Source organism: Pantoea sp. JKS000250, from assembly GCF_003201065.1.
Classification (GTDB): domain Bacteria; phylum Pseudomonadota; class Gammaproteobacteria; order Enterobacterales; family Enterobacteriaceae; genus Pantoea; species Pantoea vagans.
Map to the genome: position 1 here is coordinate 3,985,787 of NZ_QICZ01000001.1, position 15,593 is coordinate 4,001,379.

Consider the following 15,593-nt stretch of genomic DNA (forward strand, 5'->3'; position numbering starts at 1 on the left):
CGGGACTTCATACCCTGCCATAACGATAAGAGAGAACATCATGAAAAACCGTACCCTGCTGTGCACTGCCGTGGCTGCCTGTCTGGTTTCTCAGGCGGCGTTGGCCGCCGAAAAAGGCACCATTATGATTCTGGTTAACTCACTCGATAATCCTTACTACGCCTCTGAAGCCAAAGGCGCCAATCTCAAAGCACAGGCGCTGGGGTACAAAACCACGGTGCTGTCGCACGGCGAAGATGTGAAGAAGCAGAGCGAACTGATCGACGCCGCTATCGGTAAGAAAGTGCAGGGTATCGTGCTGGATAACGCCGACTCCACCGCCAGCGTGGCGGCGATCAAAAAAGCCAAAGATGCCGGGATCCCTGTCGTGCTGATCAACCGTGAAATTCCGGTGGATGACGTGGCGCTGGCGCAGATCACCCACAACAACTTTCAGGCGGGTTCAGATGTGGCCAACGTCTTTGTCGAGAAGATGGGGGAAAAGGGCAAATACGCCGAGCTCGCCTGTAACCTGGCCGACAACAACTGTGTGACCCGCTCAAAATCGTTCCATCAGGTGCTGGATCAATATCCCGATATGCAGAGTGTGGCGCGTCAGGATGCCAAAGGCACCCTGATCGACGGCAAGCGCATCATGGACAGCATCCTGCAGGCGCATCCCGATGTGAAAGGGGTGATCTGCGGTAACGGTCCGGTCGCGCTGGGCGCGATTGCGGCACTCAAAGCAGCCGGTCGCAACGATGTGATCGTGGTAGGGATTGATGGCAGCAACGATGAACGCGATGCGGTGAAAGCAGGCACGCTGAAAGCCACGGTGATGCTGCAGGCCCAGGCGATCGCCGCCGAAGGCGTGACCGATCTCGATAACTTCATTCAGAAAGGCGTGAAGCCGGAAAAACAGCGGGTGATGTTCCGCGGCATTCTGATTACCCCGGAAAACGCCAAAGGCGTCCAGGACTTTAACTACAAGTCGTAATTAACCGCTGCCGCGCCTGCGAAAGCGGGCGCCAGGGAGAAGAAGATGTCCCGAAGAGTCTGGCTGACGCTGGTGGTCATGCTGTCAGGTGGCTGCAAAATTGTGTCGCAGCAGGAGCTGGCTGACCTGAAGAATCCCCCCAATCCGAAGATGGCCAACATCGACCAGCTCTGGCAGCAGAAGCTGGTGCCGCAGGTCCAGGCCGAGGCGAAACCGCTGGCGACGCTGATGTCGTCGCTGCAATCTGCCAAAGACTTTGACAGCGCCTGTCAGACCTATGGCTATCGCAGTCAGGCTGAGAATCCCTGTGTTTTCAGCGTTTCCGTTCGCGGCGAGGTAACGGCTGTCAATACCACTTCCCGCAGCGGAAAGATGACCGTGAAGGATGAATCAGGTGACAGTGTCACTATACAGGTCGGGCCAATCATTCGTGGCACGGCGTTGCGCGATGTCTATAAAGGCGCGAGCTATCAGGACTTCAACGATCAGGTGCTGTTTGGTGATTACGGCAAGGCGATCAACCAGCACGCCTCAACCCTGATGCAGCAGTTCGCGCCGAAGGTGGGCGACAAAGTGAGTGTTACTGGCGTGTTCAGCAGCTGGGACATTCCGCAACAGCTGCCGGATATCACTCCGGCTGCTATCACCCGGCAATAAGGAGCGGCAGATGCAAAATCCGCAACCGCAAACGTCCGGCGACGTGATTATCGAAACGCGCAACGTGTCGCGTCTCTATCCTGGTGTGACCGCGCTCGATCAGGTCAGCTATCGCGTTTATCGCAACAAAGTGAATGTCCTGATCGGGGAGAACGGGGCCGGCAAGTCCACCATGATGAAGATGCTGGCCGGGGTGGAAACGCCGTCGTCGGGCGAGATCCTGCTGGATGGCCAGGTGGTATCGCTGAACTCCACCCATCAGGCGGAGAAGCAGGGGATCAGTATCATTTTCCAGGAGCTGAATCTGTTTCCCAACATGAACGTGATGGACAACATTTTTATCGCCAACGAGTTTTTCCAGCGCGGCGTCATCAATGAAAAGTATCAGTACGCGCTGGCGAAATCGCTGCTGCAGCGGCTGCAGCTCGATGTCGATCCCTATGCGCCGCTGGGCGAGCTGGGCATCGGGCATCAGCAACTGGTGGAGATTGCCAGGGCGCTGTCGAAGGATACCCGGGTGTTGATCATGGATGAACCCACCAGCGCCCTGAGCCAGTCGGAAGTGAAAGTGCTGTTCAATGTCATCGATCAGCTGAAGCGACGCGGCGTCACCATTATCTATATCTCACACCGGCTGGAAGAGCTGATGGAGATAGGCGACCACATCACCATTTTTCGCGATGGGCGCTTTATCAGTGAGCGCGAGGTGCGCGACGCCAGCGTGCCGTGGATTATCGCCCAGATGGTGGGCGATAAGAAAAAACAGTTCGACTATCAGCCTGCGCCACAAGGGGAAACGGTGCTGGAGGTTGAGGGGCTGACCGCGCTGCATCAGAACGGCGGCTACAAGCTGAATGAGGTCAGTTTCAGCCTGCGTAAAGGCGAGGTGATCGGCATTTATGGACTGCTGGGCGCGGGACGCACGGAGCTGTTTAAGGGGCTGATTGGGCTGATGCCCTGTCAGTCGGGCCGGGTCCGGCTGTCAGGTAAGGATCTGGCGAAACGCAGTTTTCAGCAGCGGCTGAAAAGCGGCATCGCGCTGGTGCCCGAAGATCGTAAAGGCGAAGGGGTAATTGAACTGATGTCGGTTACTGCCAATATGACGCTTTCTGACTTCAGCCTGAGCGGTTTTCGTCGGGCGCTGGGGCTGCTGAATCCGGGCCGGGAGCAGCAGCGGGTCAGTGAGATGATCGGCCATCTGGCGATTAAAGTCAGCGATCCCGATCTGCCGGTCACGGCGCTGAGTGGCGGTAATCAGCAGAAGGTGGTGCTGGGTAAGGCGCTGATGACCGGGCCGCAGGTGGTATTGCTGGATGAGCCGACGCGCGGCATTGATGTCGGTGCCAAAACCGACGTCTATCACCTGATTGGCAATCTGGCGCAACAGGGGCTGGCCGTGATGTTTTCGTCGTCCGAGCTGGATGAGGTGATGGCGCTGGCGGACCGCATTTTAGTGATGGCCGATGGCCGGATAACGGCCGATCTGCCCCGCGCAGCGGCAACGAGAGAACATCTGATCGCGGCATCAACCCCGCAGGATTAAGCACCTGGCCCATTGGGCTAAGCTGGCCGGAGAACGTCATGAACCAAAAATATCTGCTCTATATGTACCTGCTCAAGGCGCGCACCTTTATTGCGTTGCTGATTGTGGTCGGCTTCTTCAGCGTGATGGTGCCGAACTTTCTGACCCCCTCTAACCTGCTGATTATGACGCAGCACGTCGCCATTACCGGGCTGCTGGCGATAGGGATGACGCTGGTGATCCTCACCGGCGGTATCGATCTCTCTGTCGGCGCGGTCGCCGGGATTTGCGGCATGGTGGCGGGTGCGCTGCTGACCAGTGGCATTCCGTTATGGGGCGGCAATACGCTGTTTCTCAACGTACCTGAAGTGATTCTGGTGGTGGCGATCTTTGGCGTGCTGGTGGGGCTGATTAACGGTACGGTGATCACCCGGCTGGGCGTGGCTCCCTTTATCTGCACCCTGGGCATGATGTATGTGGCGCGCGGTGCGGCACTGCTGTTCAACGATGGCGGCACCTACGCCAATCTGGTCGGGATGCCCGCGCTGGGCAACACCGGTTTTGCCCTGCTGGGTTCCGGTACCGTGCTGGGGGTGTATCTGCCGATCTGGCTGATGCTCGGCTTCTTGCTGCTCGGCCTCTACCTGACGCGCAAAACCCCGCTGGGCCGTTACATCTACGCCATTGGCGGCAATGAGTCCGCCGCGCGGCTGGCGGGCGTGCCGATTATCAAAGTGAAAATTTTTGTTTACGCCTTTTCCGGCCTCTGCGCCGGTCTGGTCGGGCTGGTAGTGGCGTCTCAGTTGCAGACCGCGCATCCGATGACCGGCAACATGTTTGAGATGGACGCCATTGGTGCCACCGTGCTGGGCGGCACGGCGCTGGCGGGCGGACGTGGCCGGGTGTCCGGCTCAATTATTGGCGCGTTCGTTATCGTCTTCCTGGCGGATGGCATGGTGATGATGGGCGTCAGCGATTTCTGGCAGATGGTGATTAAAGGTCTGGTGATTGTCACAGCCGTCGTGATCGACCAGTTCCAGCAACGTCTGCAAAGCAAAGTGGTGCTGCTGCGTCGCCATGAAAAAAAGCAGCAGGCAGTGCCTCTCACTGATATCCGTCACAGTTAACAGGAGCGATTATGAGCCGCGAACAACTTGGAAAAACAGTGGTGATTACCGGTGCCTGTCGCGGCATCGGTGCCGGGATCGCGGCGCGTTTCGCCCGCGATGGGGCCAGGCTGGTGATGGTGTCGAATGCCGATCGGGTCTTTGCCACCGCTGACCGGCTTTCGCAGCAGTATGGCAGTGAGATTCTGGCGCTGCAGGTCAACGTCACAGATGAAGCGGCGGTGCAGCAGCTCTATCAGCAGGCCTTTGAACGCTTTGGTCAGATTGACGTCTCGATTCAGAATGCGGGCGTGATTACCATTGACCGCTTCGACACCATGCCGAAAAGCGACTTTGAACGGATTCTGGCCGTGAACACCACTGCCGTCTGGCTCTGCTGTCGTGAAGCGGCGAAATATATGGTGAAGCAGGGCAGCGGCAGTCTGATTAACACCTCATCGGGGCAGGGACGACAGGGCTTTATTTACACGCCGCACTATGCCGCCAGCAAAATGGGGGTCATCGGCATTACGCAGAGTCTGGCGCTGGAGCTGGCACCGTGGGACATTACGGTCAATGCCTTCTGTCCCGGCATCATTGAGAGTGAGATGTGGGATTACAACGATCGCGTCTGGGGCGAGATCCTCAGCAGCGAGGAGAAAACCTACGGCAAAGGTGAGCTGATGGCGGAGTGGGTGAAAAACATTCCGCTGAAGCGTGCCGGTCAGCCGGAGGATGTGGCCGGGCTGGTGGCGTTTCTGGCTTCAGACGATGCGCGCTATATCACCGGACAGACCATTAACGTGGATGGCGGTTTAATCTTCTCCTGAAGACGCCAGAGATAACCCCGGGCCTGCTGCACAGCAGGCCTTTTTTTGTGCCAGACTTTTCTGGTATATGCACAATTTGCCTCTGCTGTCCTGCATCGCCGTCACAATATGTTAAGGTAACTGTCAATGAATTTGACTTTATCGCAGCAACAAATCAATCAACGTGCCGGGTGACATGATACGGAAAACAGGGGTTCTCTCTTTGATTGCGCTGTCGCTCTCTGCCTTGCAGAGCGCCCGTGCGTTTCAGACTGAAACGGCAGTGTCAGAAACGCCATTCGACAATCCTGCGCGCTACAGTGAGTCGCTGCCGACGCTTGGCAGCACCCGCGACGAGGATGAAGCGTGGAGTAAAAAGCTGGCAGCCGTGGCGAAAAGCATCGGTGAAGCGAGTAACAACAGCGACAGCAATGTGACGTTTGGCCAGCAGGCGGGCGTCTGGGCCTTCAATCATCTGCGCGATGAAGTGGCCGACCGGGTCGAGAGTGAAGGGCAGTCACTGCTTTCCCCTTACGGCACCGCGCAGCTCGATCTGAAAGTCGACATGAACGGTAACTTTGCCGGCACGGGCGGCGATCTCTTCAGCGCACTGGCCGACGAGAACAGCCTGCTTACCTTCAGCCAGCTTGGCCTGCATGATACCGGCGAGGGTCTGGTCGGCAATGCGGGACTGGGACAACGCTGGGACGCCGGTAACTGGCTGCTGGGCTACAACGGCTTTGTCGATCATGTCTTCAGCAGCGGCCTGCAGCGCGCCTCGGTGGGGACTGAGGCCTGGAGTGATTCGATGCGTTTCTCTGCCAACTACTATCAGCCGCTTTCCGGCTGGAAAAATCTGGGCAACTCGCAGCAGCAGCGCATGGCGCGCGGCTATGACATCACCAGCCAGAGCTATCTGCCCTTTTATCGTCAACTGGGCGTCTCGGTGAGCTATCAGCAATATCTGGGTGAGAATGTCGATCTGTTTAACAGCGGCAACCGCTATCACAATCCCTCCGCCATGTCGTTTGGCCTCTCTTACACGCCGGTGCCGCTGGTAACGCTGTCGGCCACCCACAAAACCAGCAGTGCCGGTGAAAGCCAGGATCAACTGGGGCTGAAACTGAACTACCGCTTTGGCGTGGCGCTGAGCCGTCAGCTTGATGCCGGTAACGTCGCCGAAGCGCGCTCCCTGCGCGGCAGCCGTTACGATACCGTGACCCGCAGCGATACGCCGGTGCTCGCATTCCGTCAGCGCAAAACGCTGTCGGTGTTCCTGGCGACACCTCCCTGGCAGTTAAGCAGTGGCGAGAGCCTGCCGCTGAAGCTGCAGGTGCGGGCCAGCAATGACATCAAGGCAGTGAGCTGGCAGGGTGACACGCAGGCGCTGAGCCTGACGCCACCGGCCAATAATGCGGATCCGCAGGGCTGGAGTGTGATCCTACCGCAATGGGATCCGTCGCCAGACGCCAGCAACGAATACCGGCTGTCGGTGACGCTGGAGGACAGCAAGCAGCAGCGTGTCACCTCTAACTGGATCACCCTGAAAATTGAGCCGCCGATGGCCATGGACGCATCCCCGCAGAACGATCGTTACGATTTAATGGCACCCACCGGCACGGCGCTCTAACGGAAACCTGCCAGCACGGCGCTGGCAGGTAAATCCGGCCGGCGCGGTGCATGGCACGTCCGGCCGGGTTCATCACAGAGTCGTGCTGATGACAGGCTAACGTCAGGCTTATGTGTCAGTAGTAACATCGTGTTGCAATCATCAGCTGCAACTATCGCAGCGATGCGTAAGGGACGCCGGCAATATGCCGATAACAAAAGCAATTCCACCGCTTACTGGTCCTGCTGATGCGCCTGAGTTTACTGAAATATCTTGTCCCTTCTTTTCTCCGTCAGCGTGGCCTGCACGCCGCCGCGTCATTCCGATCGCTGGGGCGCGCTATGCCCGTAATTGAGTTCACGCCTGAGGGCATTATTCAGAAAGCCAGCCCGCTATTTCTGGCGGCCATGGGATACCGGGCGGACGAAATTGTTGGTCAGCATCACAGCATGTTCTGTCCGCCCGCGCTGGTGAACTCGCCAGAATATCGCCGTTTCTGGCAGCGTCTGGCGGCAGGTGAAAGCTTCAGTGATAAATATCTGCGGCTGGCTAAAGGCATGCGACCAGTCTGGCTGGAGGCAAGCTATATTCCGGTGACTGACCGGCGCGGACGGGTTTTCAAAATCGTGAAAATAGCCGCGGATATTTCAGAGAGAATGCAGTCATCACTGGAGCAGGAGTCGATTATCAATGCGATCAGCCGCTCCATGGCCGTAATCGCCTTTCGTCCTGACGGCCACGTGCTGGAGGCAAATGATAACTTCCTGAAGGCTACCGGCTATCAGGCTGCCGAAGTCATAGGAAAGCATCACCGGCTTTTCTGTTCGGATGCGCTCTCTCAGAGTGAGGAGTACCGGCAGTTCTGGTTGAGGCTGAATCAGGGCGAGTTCTTTTCGGGCCAGTTTCCCCGTCTTAACCGGCGTGGCGAACCGCTCTGGCTCAGGGCCACTTACAATCCGGTATTCAACAGCGATGGACAGCTTACTAAAATTGTTAAATTCGCCACCGATGTGACGGAACAGGTGCTGCGTAATCAGCAGGAGTATGACGCGGCGTTAAATGCCTGGAACATGGCTGTCCAGACGCGGGGAAGTGCACAGGCGGGCGCGGATGTTATCGACAACAGCATTCAGATGATCAGCCGGATTGCTGAAGAGATGAGTGTGGTGTCGGCAGACGTCACGCGCCTGAACAGCCAGTCTGACAGCATTGATGGCATGGTTGAAACCATCCGGCGCTTTGCCATGCAGACCCGCCTTATTGCACTGAATGCCGCCATTGAAGCGGCGCGCGCAGGCACGTCGGGCCGCAGCTTTGCCGTCGTGGCGGCAGAGGTCCGCAGCCTGGCGGCCAGCGTCAGCAGTGCGACCGAAGAAATTGAGCGGGTGGTAGCAGGGAATAATCAACTGGCCAGAGAGGTGCTGCGGGGAATTGAAACTTCGCTGGCGAACACCGGTCAGGGGGTACTGTTGATGCGTGAGGCGGGGGAAGTGATAGCCAGCATTCAGAAAGATTCAGAGCGGGTTGAAAGCGCCGTCAGAGACGTTGCCCGGGCAGCACATAGCGAATAACGACGTCTGAACCGGCCGGATAAACAGGGCCGGTGAAGGCGTGCCCCTGAAGAACAGGGATTCATTGGGCCAGGTCCGGCGTTGTTACGAACAGGAGAATGAGGAATGGCGATTGTGACGCTTACCTTAAAAGCGTCGCTCAGCCCGGCAGGGGTCAGTTAACCAGTTTCGTCACGACACGAACGGCTCTGGCGTAAACTTCTCTCTGGCCGTTGACCGATCGCGCTTCCTGTTGTTTCAGGAACGCGATGATTTCCTGTATGCCTGCCGTCTTGCCTGACTTCAGCAGGCTGGAAACAGCCTGTCCTACCACGGCATAGACATCATCCATATCCGCTGGTTTATCGGTACTCAAAAGAAACTCCAGTGCAGCAATTCTGCTGAAAAGCATCTGATCGGACAACGCTTCGGTGATTCAGCCTGCCCGCACGTTTATCGAAAGCCAGCATCATGGCAGGGCCTTAAGCAGTTTTTCCCGCAGCGTGGCAACCTGTGTCGTCAGTTCACCAAGCTCACTGCAGGCGGTATCCATTACGGAGACCATATCGGCCGGGACGCCCGCCGCCGCGACTTTGAGCTGGTGGCCCTGTTCCGTCAGGGAGACCACAACCCGGCGCTCATCCTTCCCGGTGTCACGCTGCCGACAGATGATGCCTGCGCTCTCCAGCCGCTTCAGAAGCTGACTGAGTGTGCCGGAATCCAGCCGCACGCGTGCGCCAATATCGGAGACGGTCAGGGCATCTGTTTCCCACAGCACCAGCAGTACCAGATACTGCGGATAGGTCAGCCCCAGCGGTTTCAGCCGCGACTGATAGAGCTTTGTCATGGCGAGCGATGCGGAGTAGAGCGCAAAGCAGAGAAACTGGTCGATGGTTTCAGGCGCTGCACTGGCGGGAGAGGTATCAGCGATCCCCGCGGTTTCATCATTCATATCTTTACTCATTCTCAGTCCGGGGCAGGAGAGCCAGACCACCGGTGGCTTGTCAGCCCTGAAGTCTTGCTAAGCGTGTATCGGGAAGATGCGGACTGCGGCAGCATCTTTTGTCGGGTATCAGACACCTAACTTTCAGGCGCTTTCGCGGCGAGAGGAAAAGCCGTTGGCTGCGCCTCCGTGTGAAAGGTGGCTCAGTATTGAGTCAAATTAAATTGAAGTCAACATAACCGGGCGTAGCCCCTGGCACACAACGTGCGCCAGGGGCAAATCGGCTGAAATTTGCCGCATCATTTCAGCGTTTAACGCAGAAGCGAATGTCGCACACTGTCAGCGCCACGATCCGGTCATCGGGTAATGACCGCGCAGCGCAGAAAGTTATCCATGACCGCAATCATTCTTCCCACCGCCAGCAGATCAGCGGCCAGTAGCAGGTCGCTACGCACCAGTTTATCCATCAGGGCGCGGTCACTCATGTGCGCCTGAATCCGGCTGTAAAGCTCGGTCAGATGTATCCAGTTATTGGCGAAGGTATCCACGCTCAGATACTCCCCTTCGCTGAGCTGCTGCAGCAGAATATCCACGTCCTGTTTTAGCCCGCCGATACGGCTGATAAGATCAGCCGTATCGGCGGAACGGTGTCCGCCGGAAGGGTTCATACGGTGAAGGTCCCGACCATGCCACGCAGGTCGCGCGCCTGCGCCAGCAGGGACTGTGACGCAGAAGAGGACTCTTCTACCAGCGCGGCGTTATTCTGCGTGACGCCGTCCATCTGACTCACCGCAATGCTGACCTGGGAAATGCCCTGCATCTGCTCACCGGAGGAGAGTGAAAGGTTGTCCATGGCATCGGCCAGTTCACCTACGCGGCTGACAATTTTCAGGATGCGCTCACCCGTTCCTGCGGCCACCGTGACACCTTCCTCGACCTGCGTCACCGCCTGCTCAATCAGCTGCTTGATATCGCGTGCCGCAGTGGCGCTGCGCTGGGCCAGCGATCGGACCTCACCCGCGACCACGGCAAATCCGCGACCGTCTTCCCCGGCACGTGCTGCTTCTACTGCGGCGTTAAGCGCCAGGATATTGGTCTGGAAAGCGATGCCCTCAATCACCGACGTAATGTCACGCACCCGCACGGCACTCAGCGAAATGTCATGCATGGTTTCTGACAGGCGCTGAACATCCGCTTCGCCTGCATGAGCCAGTGTGGCAGCCTCGCGTGCTGAGCCCGCCGTCTGATGCGCGCCCGCCGCATTGCTTTTTACCGTGGCTGTGAGCTGCTCCATGCTCGCTGCGGTTTCCTGCAGCGCAGCAGCCTGCTGCTCGGTACGGGATGACAGCTCACTGTTGCCCTGGGAAATCTCATCGGCCGCCAGCGCCACCGAAGCGGAAGCATCCTTGATTTGCGTTACCAGCCCGCGCAGATTGGTCTGCATACCGCTTAACGAAGCAAGCAGGCTGGTGCTGTCGCCACCGCGCAGCGTAACCGCGGAAGTGAGATCACCAGCCGCGATCGCGGCAGCCAGCTTCTGTGCCTGAACAGGTTCGCCGCCCAGCTGACGCATCAGCATACGCACAATAAACGCGCAGGTGGCGACCGCAGCCAGCACGGAGATCGCTGCCAGGATGATCAGTATCCAGGTGGTGCGGGCGATAGCGTTCCCGTTTTCCACCACCGCATCCCGGCTGTTGCGCATCTCCAGCTCAGTCAGATCGTTGATCGCTTTAAGCAGAGTCTGCTGCGCAGGACGCGCTACGGTCAACAGATAGTCGGTAACCTCCTGCTGACGGTTTTCCAGCCCGAGTTTCCCGGCGTTCATCAGGGTGGATAACGCGGCCTCTTCGGCAGATTCAATTCTGCTCATCGCCTCGCGTCCCGCGGGGCCGGCGTCTGTCTGCATCATGCGCGACAGCGCTTCACGATTGCTGATGTAAAGCGCCCGCTGTTTTTGCAGACGTTCCCATTCTGGCTTCATCGCAACAGGATCGGTCATCAGGGCCAGGTTACGCACCGCAATGGCCATATCCCGCACGCCGCCACGCATATCCAGCACGGTCTGGTACTTTTTCAGCCGGACATTGACCACCTCGTCCATGCTATTACGGGCGCTGTTCAGCGCCTGAATCGCGGTCCCGGCACAAATAATAAACAGCAAAATCAGCAGGCCAAAACCTGCGCTAAGGCGCGTTGAGATTTTCATCGATCTTCCAGAAGAGTTCGTTGGGTAACTCGGTATCGGCAGCCGGAGAGAGTTCTGTAGGGTTGGACTTAACTAAATTGAGCGCTATTTAGTTTTGTGCGATAAAAGCACGATATGCCGGAATGTCTACCATGCAATCAGACTACCGGAAATAAATAAAAAAGCGTCGTGCTTCCAGGCTTCGTCACGCAAATTTGCGCAACGACTTACGGCAGCGATGACAGGGCAAACTCTTGTTAATTCGTAAGTTAACGTCCCTTACTTAGTATGTCCTGACGCGCTGTGTGGTGTCCCGCCTTTCCGGTCGCATAACCCGTCGAAACCGTCGTAATGCATAAATATAACCGGACCGGCCTGTTAATCTGGCCGCCGCTGCCGATAGAACACTCATCGATATTGATGACGTTACCGGCCTGCGCCGCGCCGCGCAGAGCAGGTCTTCTGTTGTGCTGGCGCGAGGCGGGTGAGAACGCGTGATTTCTATGAGCAGAAATAGCGGAGGGGTGATGATCGTCGGCAGTCAAGCTGACAGGCTATGAGAAAACCACCCCGGGTTTTTACTGATAATTAAAACAACACTCTGACACTCTCCATCACCGGGAATGAACGCATGCGCCTGAAACTTTTCTGGCTCGCAGTGCTGAATATTGCGACCATCATTTTACTCTCCACACTGTGGGAATTCGGGCTTGAGGCGCGGATTTCCAGCCTGCTGGGCCTGGGCTACGATCCCGTTTTCGAAACCAGCGAGCGGGTGCGTTTTATCCTGACTGCGACTGCATTTGCCGGGCTGGCAATGATTATTCCGGCGCTGTTTATCGTGAATCTGGTGCGCAGATCGCTGAGTGCAGAAAAAAACGCACTCAGGCTGGCCGGCACGGATGCGCTGACCGGTGTGATGAATCGCCGATCATTCACCGCACACCTTGCTGCGCTGAATACCGGCGAAGTGCCTTATACCCTGACGCTGCTCGACATCAATGATTTCAAGAGTATCAATGACCTGAACGGTCATCGTCAGGGTGACGCCACGCTGGTTGCGCTGGCCGGACTGCTGACCACCTCGGCGGGCACGCAGAGCCAGGTGTTTCGCATTGGTGGGGATGAGTTTGCTATCGTAACCTCGGCGTCGCAGGCTGAGCAGGCGCTGGCCGCCGCTGAAAGTCTCTGTCAGCATGCAGCATCCATCCGGACCGGCCCGCATACCTTCCTCAGTCTCTCTGCAGGCATTGCCAGTTCAGCCTGCACCGGGCAGGCCGATGTGGTGCGGGCGGCGGATCTGGCGTTGTACGAAGCTAAACAGAACACGCGTTTTCATCTGGCGCGATTCACACCAGATATGGAACTGCGCTTTCGCCAGCGGGAAAGGCTGGAGCAGGAGGTTGTTGCTGCCGTCAGCGGCCACGCCATCGTTCCCTTTCTGCAGCCGCTGGTGTCGCTGCGAAGCGGAAACATTACCGGTTTTGAAATACTGGCACGCTGGATCACCGCGTCGGGGCAGACGGTTTCACCCGCTGAGTTTCTGCCGGTGGTGGAACGGCTGGGGCTGATGGACAGCATGACCGTGGCACTGCTGCAGGATGCGGTCAGTGCAACACGGGCATGGCCTGCCGGGCTCTGCTTGTCGCTGAACATTACCCCGGAGCAGTTGCTGAGACCGTCGCTGACCACCTGTCTGTCCCGCATCATGCAGCATGCCGGACCGGTCATGCTGGAACTGGAGATCACGGAACAGAACGTCATGGCTATCTCTGATGATGCCCGTGAAGCGATCCGCCTGCTGAAAGAGGCCGGTATCGGCGTGGTACTGGACGATTTCGGCACTGGCTATTCCAACCTCTCCGTACTGCTGGGGCTGGGGATTACCAAAATCAAAATTGATCAGACGTTTATTGCCGGAATTGTGACCGGGTCGGAGCAGCGAAAAGTCGTGGAAACGCTGCTGGCGCTCTGTCAGGGGCTGAATGTGGTAATTACGGCAGAGGGCATTGAGGATGTCGCTACGCTGCGGTGGCTGAGAAAACGCGGCTGTGATTATGGTCAGGGGTATCTTTTCAGCCGTCCGGTGCCTGCCGGGCAGGCAACCACGCTGCTGGCATCGGCCAACGTGGAAGAGCTGATGCAGGAAGAGGCTGTGGCGGTTAACTTAGTCAGGGCGCTGGGCTGAAACCGGCGTGAGAACGGATTATGGCTGGCGTGAGTCAGTAAACAGGCCCGGCAGGAAGCGCCGGGCCTGCTGTCTCATCAGAACTGGTAAATCAGACCCAGCGCGGTGATGTCGTCGGTCGCCAGACCGAGCGGGTTGTTATCTTTCAACAGGTTGATGCGGTATTCACCATAGACCGACATGTTCTTGTTGAAGTAGTAAGTGGCACCCACGGCGGTGTACTTAATGATGTCGGCATCGCCGATATTTTCAATCTCTTTGCCCTTCGATGAGACGTAACCCACGGATGGACGGAAGCCGTTCAGGAACTGATACTGCGCCACGGCTTCAAAGTTTTGCGCTTTGTTGGCGAAGCCGCCGCTGATCGGCGTGGCGTTCAGGGTTTCGCCGTACATTGCGGCCAGATAAACCTGGTTCGCATCATATTTGACTGAGGTTGCCCAGTGCTGAGCTTTTTCGCCTTCACCGCGTGCGGCTGCGTTCTGCGCCGTGGTGCGATCCAGGCTGGCAAACGCGCCAGCGAAGCTCAGGCCGAAATCGAAGTCATAAGACGCGGAGAGGGCAAAACCATCGCCATTCGAACGACGCACGCCGTCGATATTACTGCTGCGGTCGTTTTTACCCTGATACTGTGCAGCAAGATTTAACCCGTCTACCAGACCAAAGAAATCACTGTTACGCCAGGTCAGCACGCCGGTTGAGCGGCCAGAGAGGAAGGCGTCGGTATAACCGGAATCGCCGCCGAAGAACGGCAGCATATCGGTGTAACTCAGCGCGTCATAGACCAGGCCATAGTTACGTCCGTAATCCAGCGCACCGGCCTTACCAAATTTCAGGCCAGCATAGCCCAGACGGGTACGGTTGGTGGCCTGTGCGTCACTGCCTTCAGAGTTGTGAAGGCTGTACTGATACTGCCAGAAGCCATAACCGGTGAGCTGATCGGTAATCTTCGTCTCACCCTTGAAACCAAAACGGGCATAAGAAGAGGTATCACCGTTGTTGTTATCGTCGTCAGAAAAGAGGTGTGACACGTTAATCTTGCCGACCAGGTCCAGCTTATTGCCATCCTTGTTGTAAATTTCTGCGGCCTGTGCGGAAGAAAGACCGATCAGTAACGGCATAATAGCCGTCAGTAAAGTGCGCTTCATCATTTAATTATTACCCTGTATTCATTAATTATTATTCCCCTGTTTCGGGGTGAAATGAAAATGACACAAAAAGTTAAAATTACAAAGTGCAATAAAAGTAACAAAATGTGATGTCTATATTCGTCTAATGAATAACAGCGACGAACAGAAGATTAAATGACAAGGTAATAAGAATTTCTTCTAATAAAGCCTTTGAGGAAGTGGTGTTAAATTACATTACAATCAATAAATTAGTTATAAAAACACACTGTAATCCATAAGTTAGCTGTATATAATTAAATCAGATCGCTCTCTGTATTAATTATAGTGAGTTTTAAGAAAGTGATAATTCCACAAGGGTTTTCTTCTAATCATTAGTCTGCATATTAATATCTGTTCATCTTTTCAGAAATATTATTTCCCGCCCGATAATCACGTCAGAAATAATCTGCTCGATGCTGATTAAAATGCCATCATATTGCTCATAAATTAATCGATGACAGGCGGGGAAATTAATCCGCCCGGCGTGATAAATGAAAATAGTTTGTTAAATTTTGCTATTTAGCGCTCTCAGGCCAGGCGAAATCCGGCGACGACCGCTGCACCAGTGAGAGGCAAACTGCGCTAAAACAGGGCAGGGAATGGGTTTTTATGGAGAGATAATTTATCAGCGATCACAAAAGCGATATTTCATCCCGCGAATGCATAATTCCGCTGTTTAAAACCCGGCTTTGCCGCTGCAATCAGACAATTATTCACTATATATGCAAATTAATTGAATATTTTCAGCGTCTAACTCATTGATATTCCGTTGTGATGACCATTTTATGCATTAATTCTCTGGCTGGCACGTTAACTGCACTCTACAGTAGGGCTGCACTACAACATCCTTTAACAATTTTAAAACATAAGCTTTAC

General features: G+C 56.1%; 13 protein-coding genes. 8 read left to right on the forward strand and 5 right to left on the reverse strand.

Going from position 1 to position 15,593, the window contains the following annotated elements; all coding sequences use genetic code 11:
- Positions 1-40 precede the first annotated feature (40 nt).
- The 7 genes from BY447_RS18840 (at position 41) to BY447_RS18870 (ending at position 8,250) form a co-directional block, all read left to right on the forward strand.
- On the forward strand, positions 41-976 hold the full coding sequence (locus tag BY447_RS18840) for a D-ribose ABC transporter substrate-binding protein (protein WP_033732417.1): 936 nt from the start codon (positions 41-43) through the stop codon (positions 974-976).
- 45 nt (positions 977-1,021) lie between these two features.
- Positions 1,022-1,633: a DUF2291 family protein gene (locus BY447_RS18845; RefSeq protein ID WP_033732419.1), complete on the forward strand. Its 612-nt coding sequence runs from the start codon at positions 1,022-1,024 to the stop codon at positions 1,631-1,633.
- Positions 1,634-1,643: 10 nt separating this feature from the next.
- Positions 1,644-3,176 carry a sugar ABC transporter ATP-binding protein gene (locus tag BY447_RS18850; protein ID WP_110331818.1) on the forward strand — a complete coding sequence of 511 codons (1,533 nt, stop codon included), beginning with the start codon at positions 1,644-1,646 and terminating at the stop codon, positions 3,174-3,176.
- A 38-nt stretch (positions 3,177-3,214) separates the two neighbouring features.
- On the forward strand, positions 3,215-4,282 hold the full coding sequence (locus tag BY447_RS18855; protein ID WP_013357650.1) for an ABC transporter permease: 1,068 nt from the start codon (positions 3,215-3,217) through the stop codon (positions 4,280-4,282).
- An 11-nt stretch (positions 4,283-4,293) separates the two neighbouring features.
- Positions 4,294-5,091, forward strand: coding sequence for an SDR family oxidoreductase (locus BY447_RS18860; RefSeq protein ID WP_110331819.1), 798 nt, complete (start codon positions 4,294-4,296; stop codon positions 5,089-5,091).
- A 175-nt stretch (positions 5,092-5,266) separates the two neighbouring features.
- Positions 5,267-6,700: a YchO/YchP family invasin gene (locus tag BY447_RS18865; RefSeq protein ID WP_051926492.1), complete on the forward strand. Its 1,434-nt coding sequence runs from the start codon at positions 5,267-5,269 to the stop codon at positions 6,698-6,700.
- Positions 6,701-6,927: 227 nt separating this feature from the next.
- The gene (locus BY447_RS18870) at positions 6,928-8,250 is read left to right on the forward strand and encodes a PAS domain-containing methyl-accepting chemotaxis protein (protein WP_195857060.1); all 1,323 of its coding nucleotides are present in this window, start codon (positions 6,928-6,930) and stop codon (positions 8,248-8,250) included.
- 154 nt (positions 8,251-8,404) lie between these two features.
- On the opposite strand, the gene BY447_RS18875 is transcribed toward BY447_RS18870, so the two are convergent.
- The 4 genes from BY447_RS18875 to BY447_RS18890 form a co-directional block, all read right to left on the reverse strand.
- Positions 8,405-8,641, reverse strand: a complete 237-nt coding sequence (locus tag BY447_RS18875) for a hypothetical protein (protein ID WP_033782905.1) — start codon at positions 8,639-8,641, stop codon at positions 8,405-8,407.
- Between the two features lie 57 nt (positions 8,642-8,698).
- The gene (locus BY447_RS18880; protein WP_110331820.1) at positions 8,699-9,193 is read right to left on the reverse strand and encodes a MarR family winged helix-turn-helix transcriptional regulator; all 495 of its coding nucleotides are present in this window, start codon (positions 9,191-9,193) and stop codon (positions 8,699-8,701) included.
- 335 nt (positions 9,194-9,528) lie between these two features.
- On the reverse strand, positions 9,529-9,840 hold the full coding sequence (locus BY447_RS18885) for a hypothetical protein (RefSeq protein ID WP_013357656.1): 312 nt from the start codon (positions 9,838-9,840) through the stop codon (positions 9,529-9,531).
- Positions 9,837-11,381, reverse strand: a complete 1,545-nt coding sequence (locus BY447_RS18890) for a methyl-accepting chemotaxis protein (RefSeq protein ID WP_110331821.1) — start codon at positions 11,379-11,381, stop codon at positions 9,837-9,839. The genes BY447_RS18885 and BY447_RS18890 overlap by 4 nt, the downstream gene beginning before the upstream one ends.
- Positions 11,382-11,991: 610 nt before the next feature.
- On the opposite strand from BY447_RS18890, the gene BY447_RS18895 reads away from it, so the two are divergent.
- A complete protein-coding gene (locus BY447_RS18895; RefSeq protein WP_110331822.1) occupies positions 11,992-13,548 on the forward strand; it encodes a putative bifunctional diguanylate cyclase/phosphodiesterase in 1,557 nt (518 codons plus the stop codon).
- A gap of 77 nt (positions 13,549-13,625) precedes the next feature.
- On the opposite strand, the gene BY447_RS18900 is transcribed toward BY447_RS18895, so the two are convergent.
- Positions 13,626-14,699, reverse strand: a complete 1,074-nt coding sequence (locus BY447_RS18900; protein ID WP_033782909.1) for a porin — start codon at positions 14,697-14,699, stop codon at positions 13,626-13,628.
- Between the last annotated feature and the right edge of the window lie 894 nt (positions 14,700-15,593).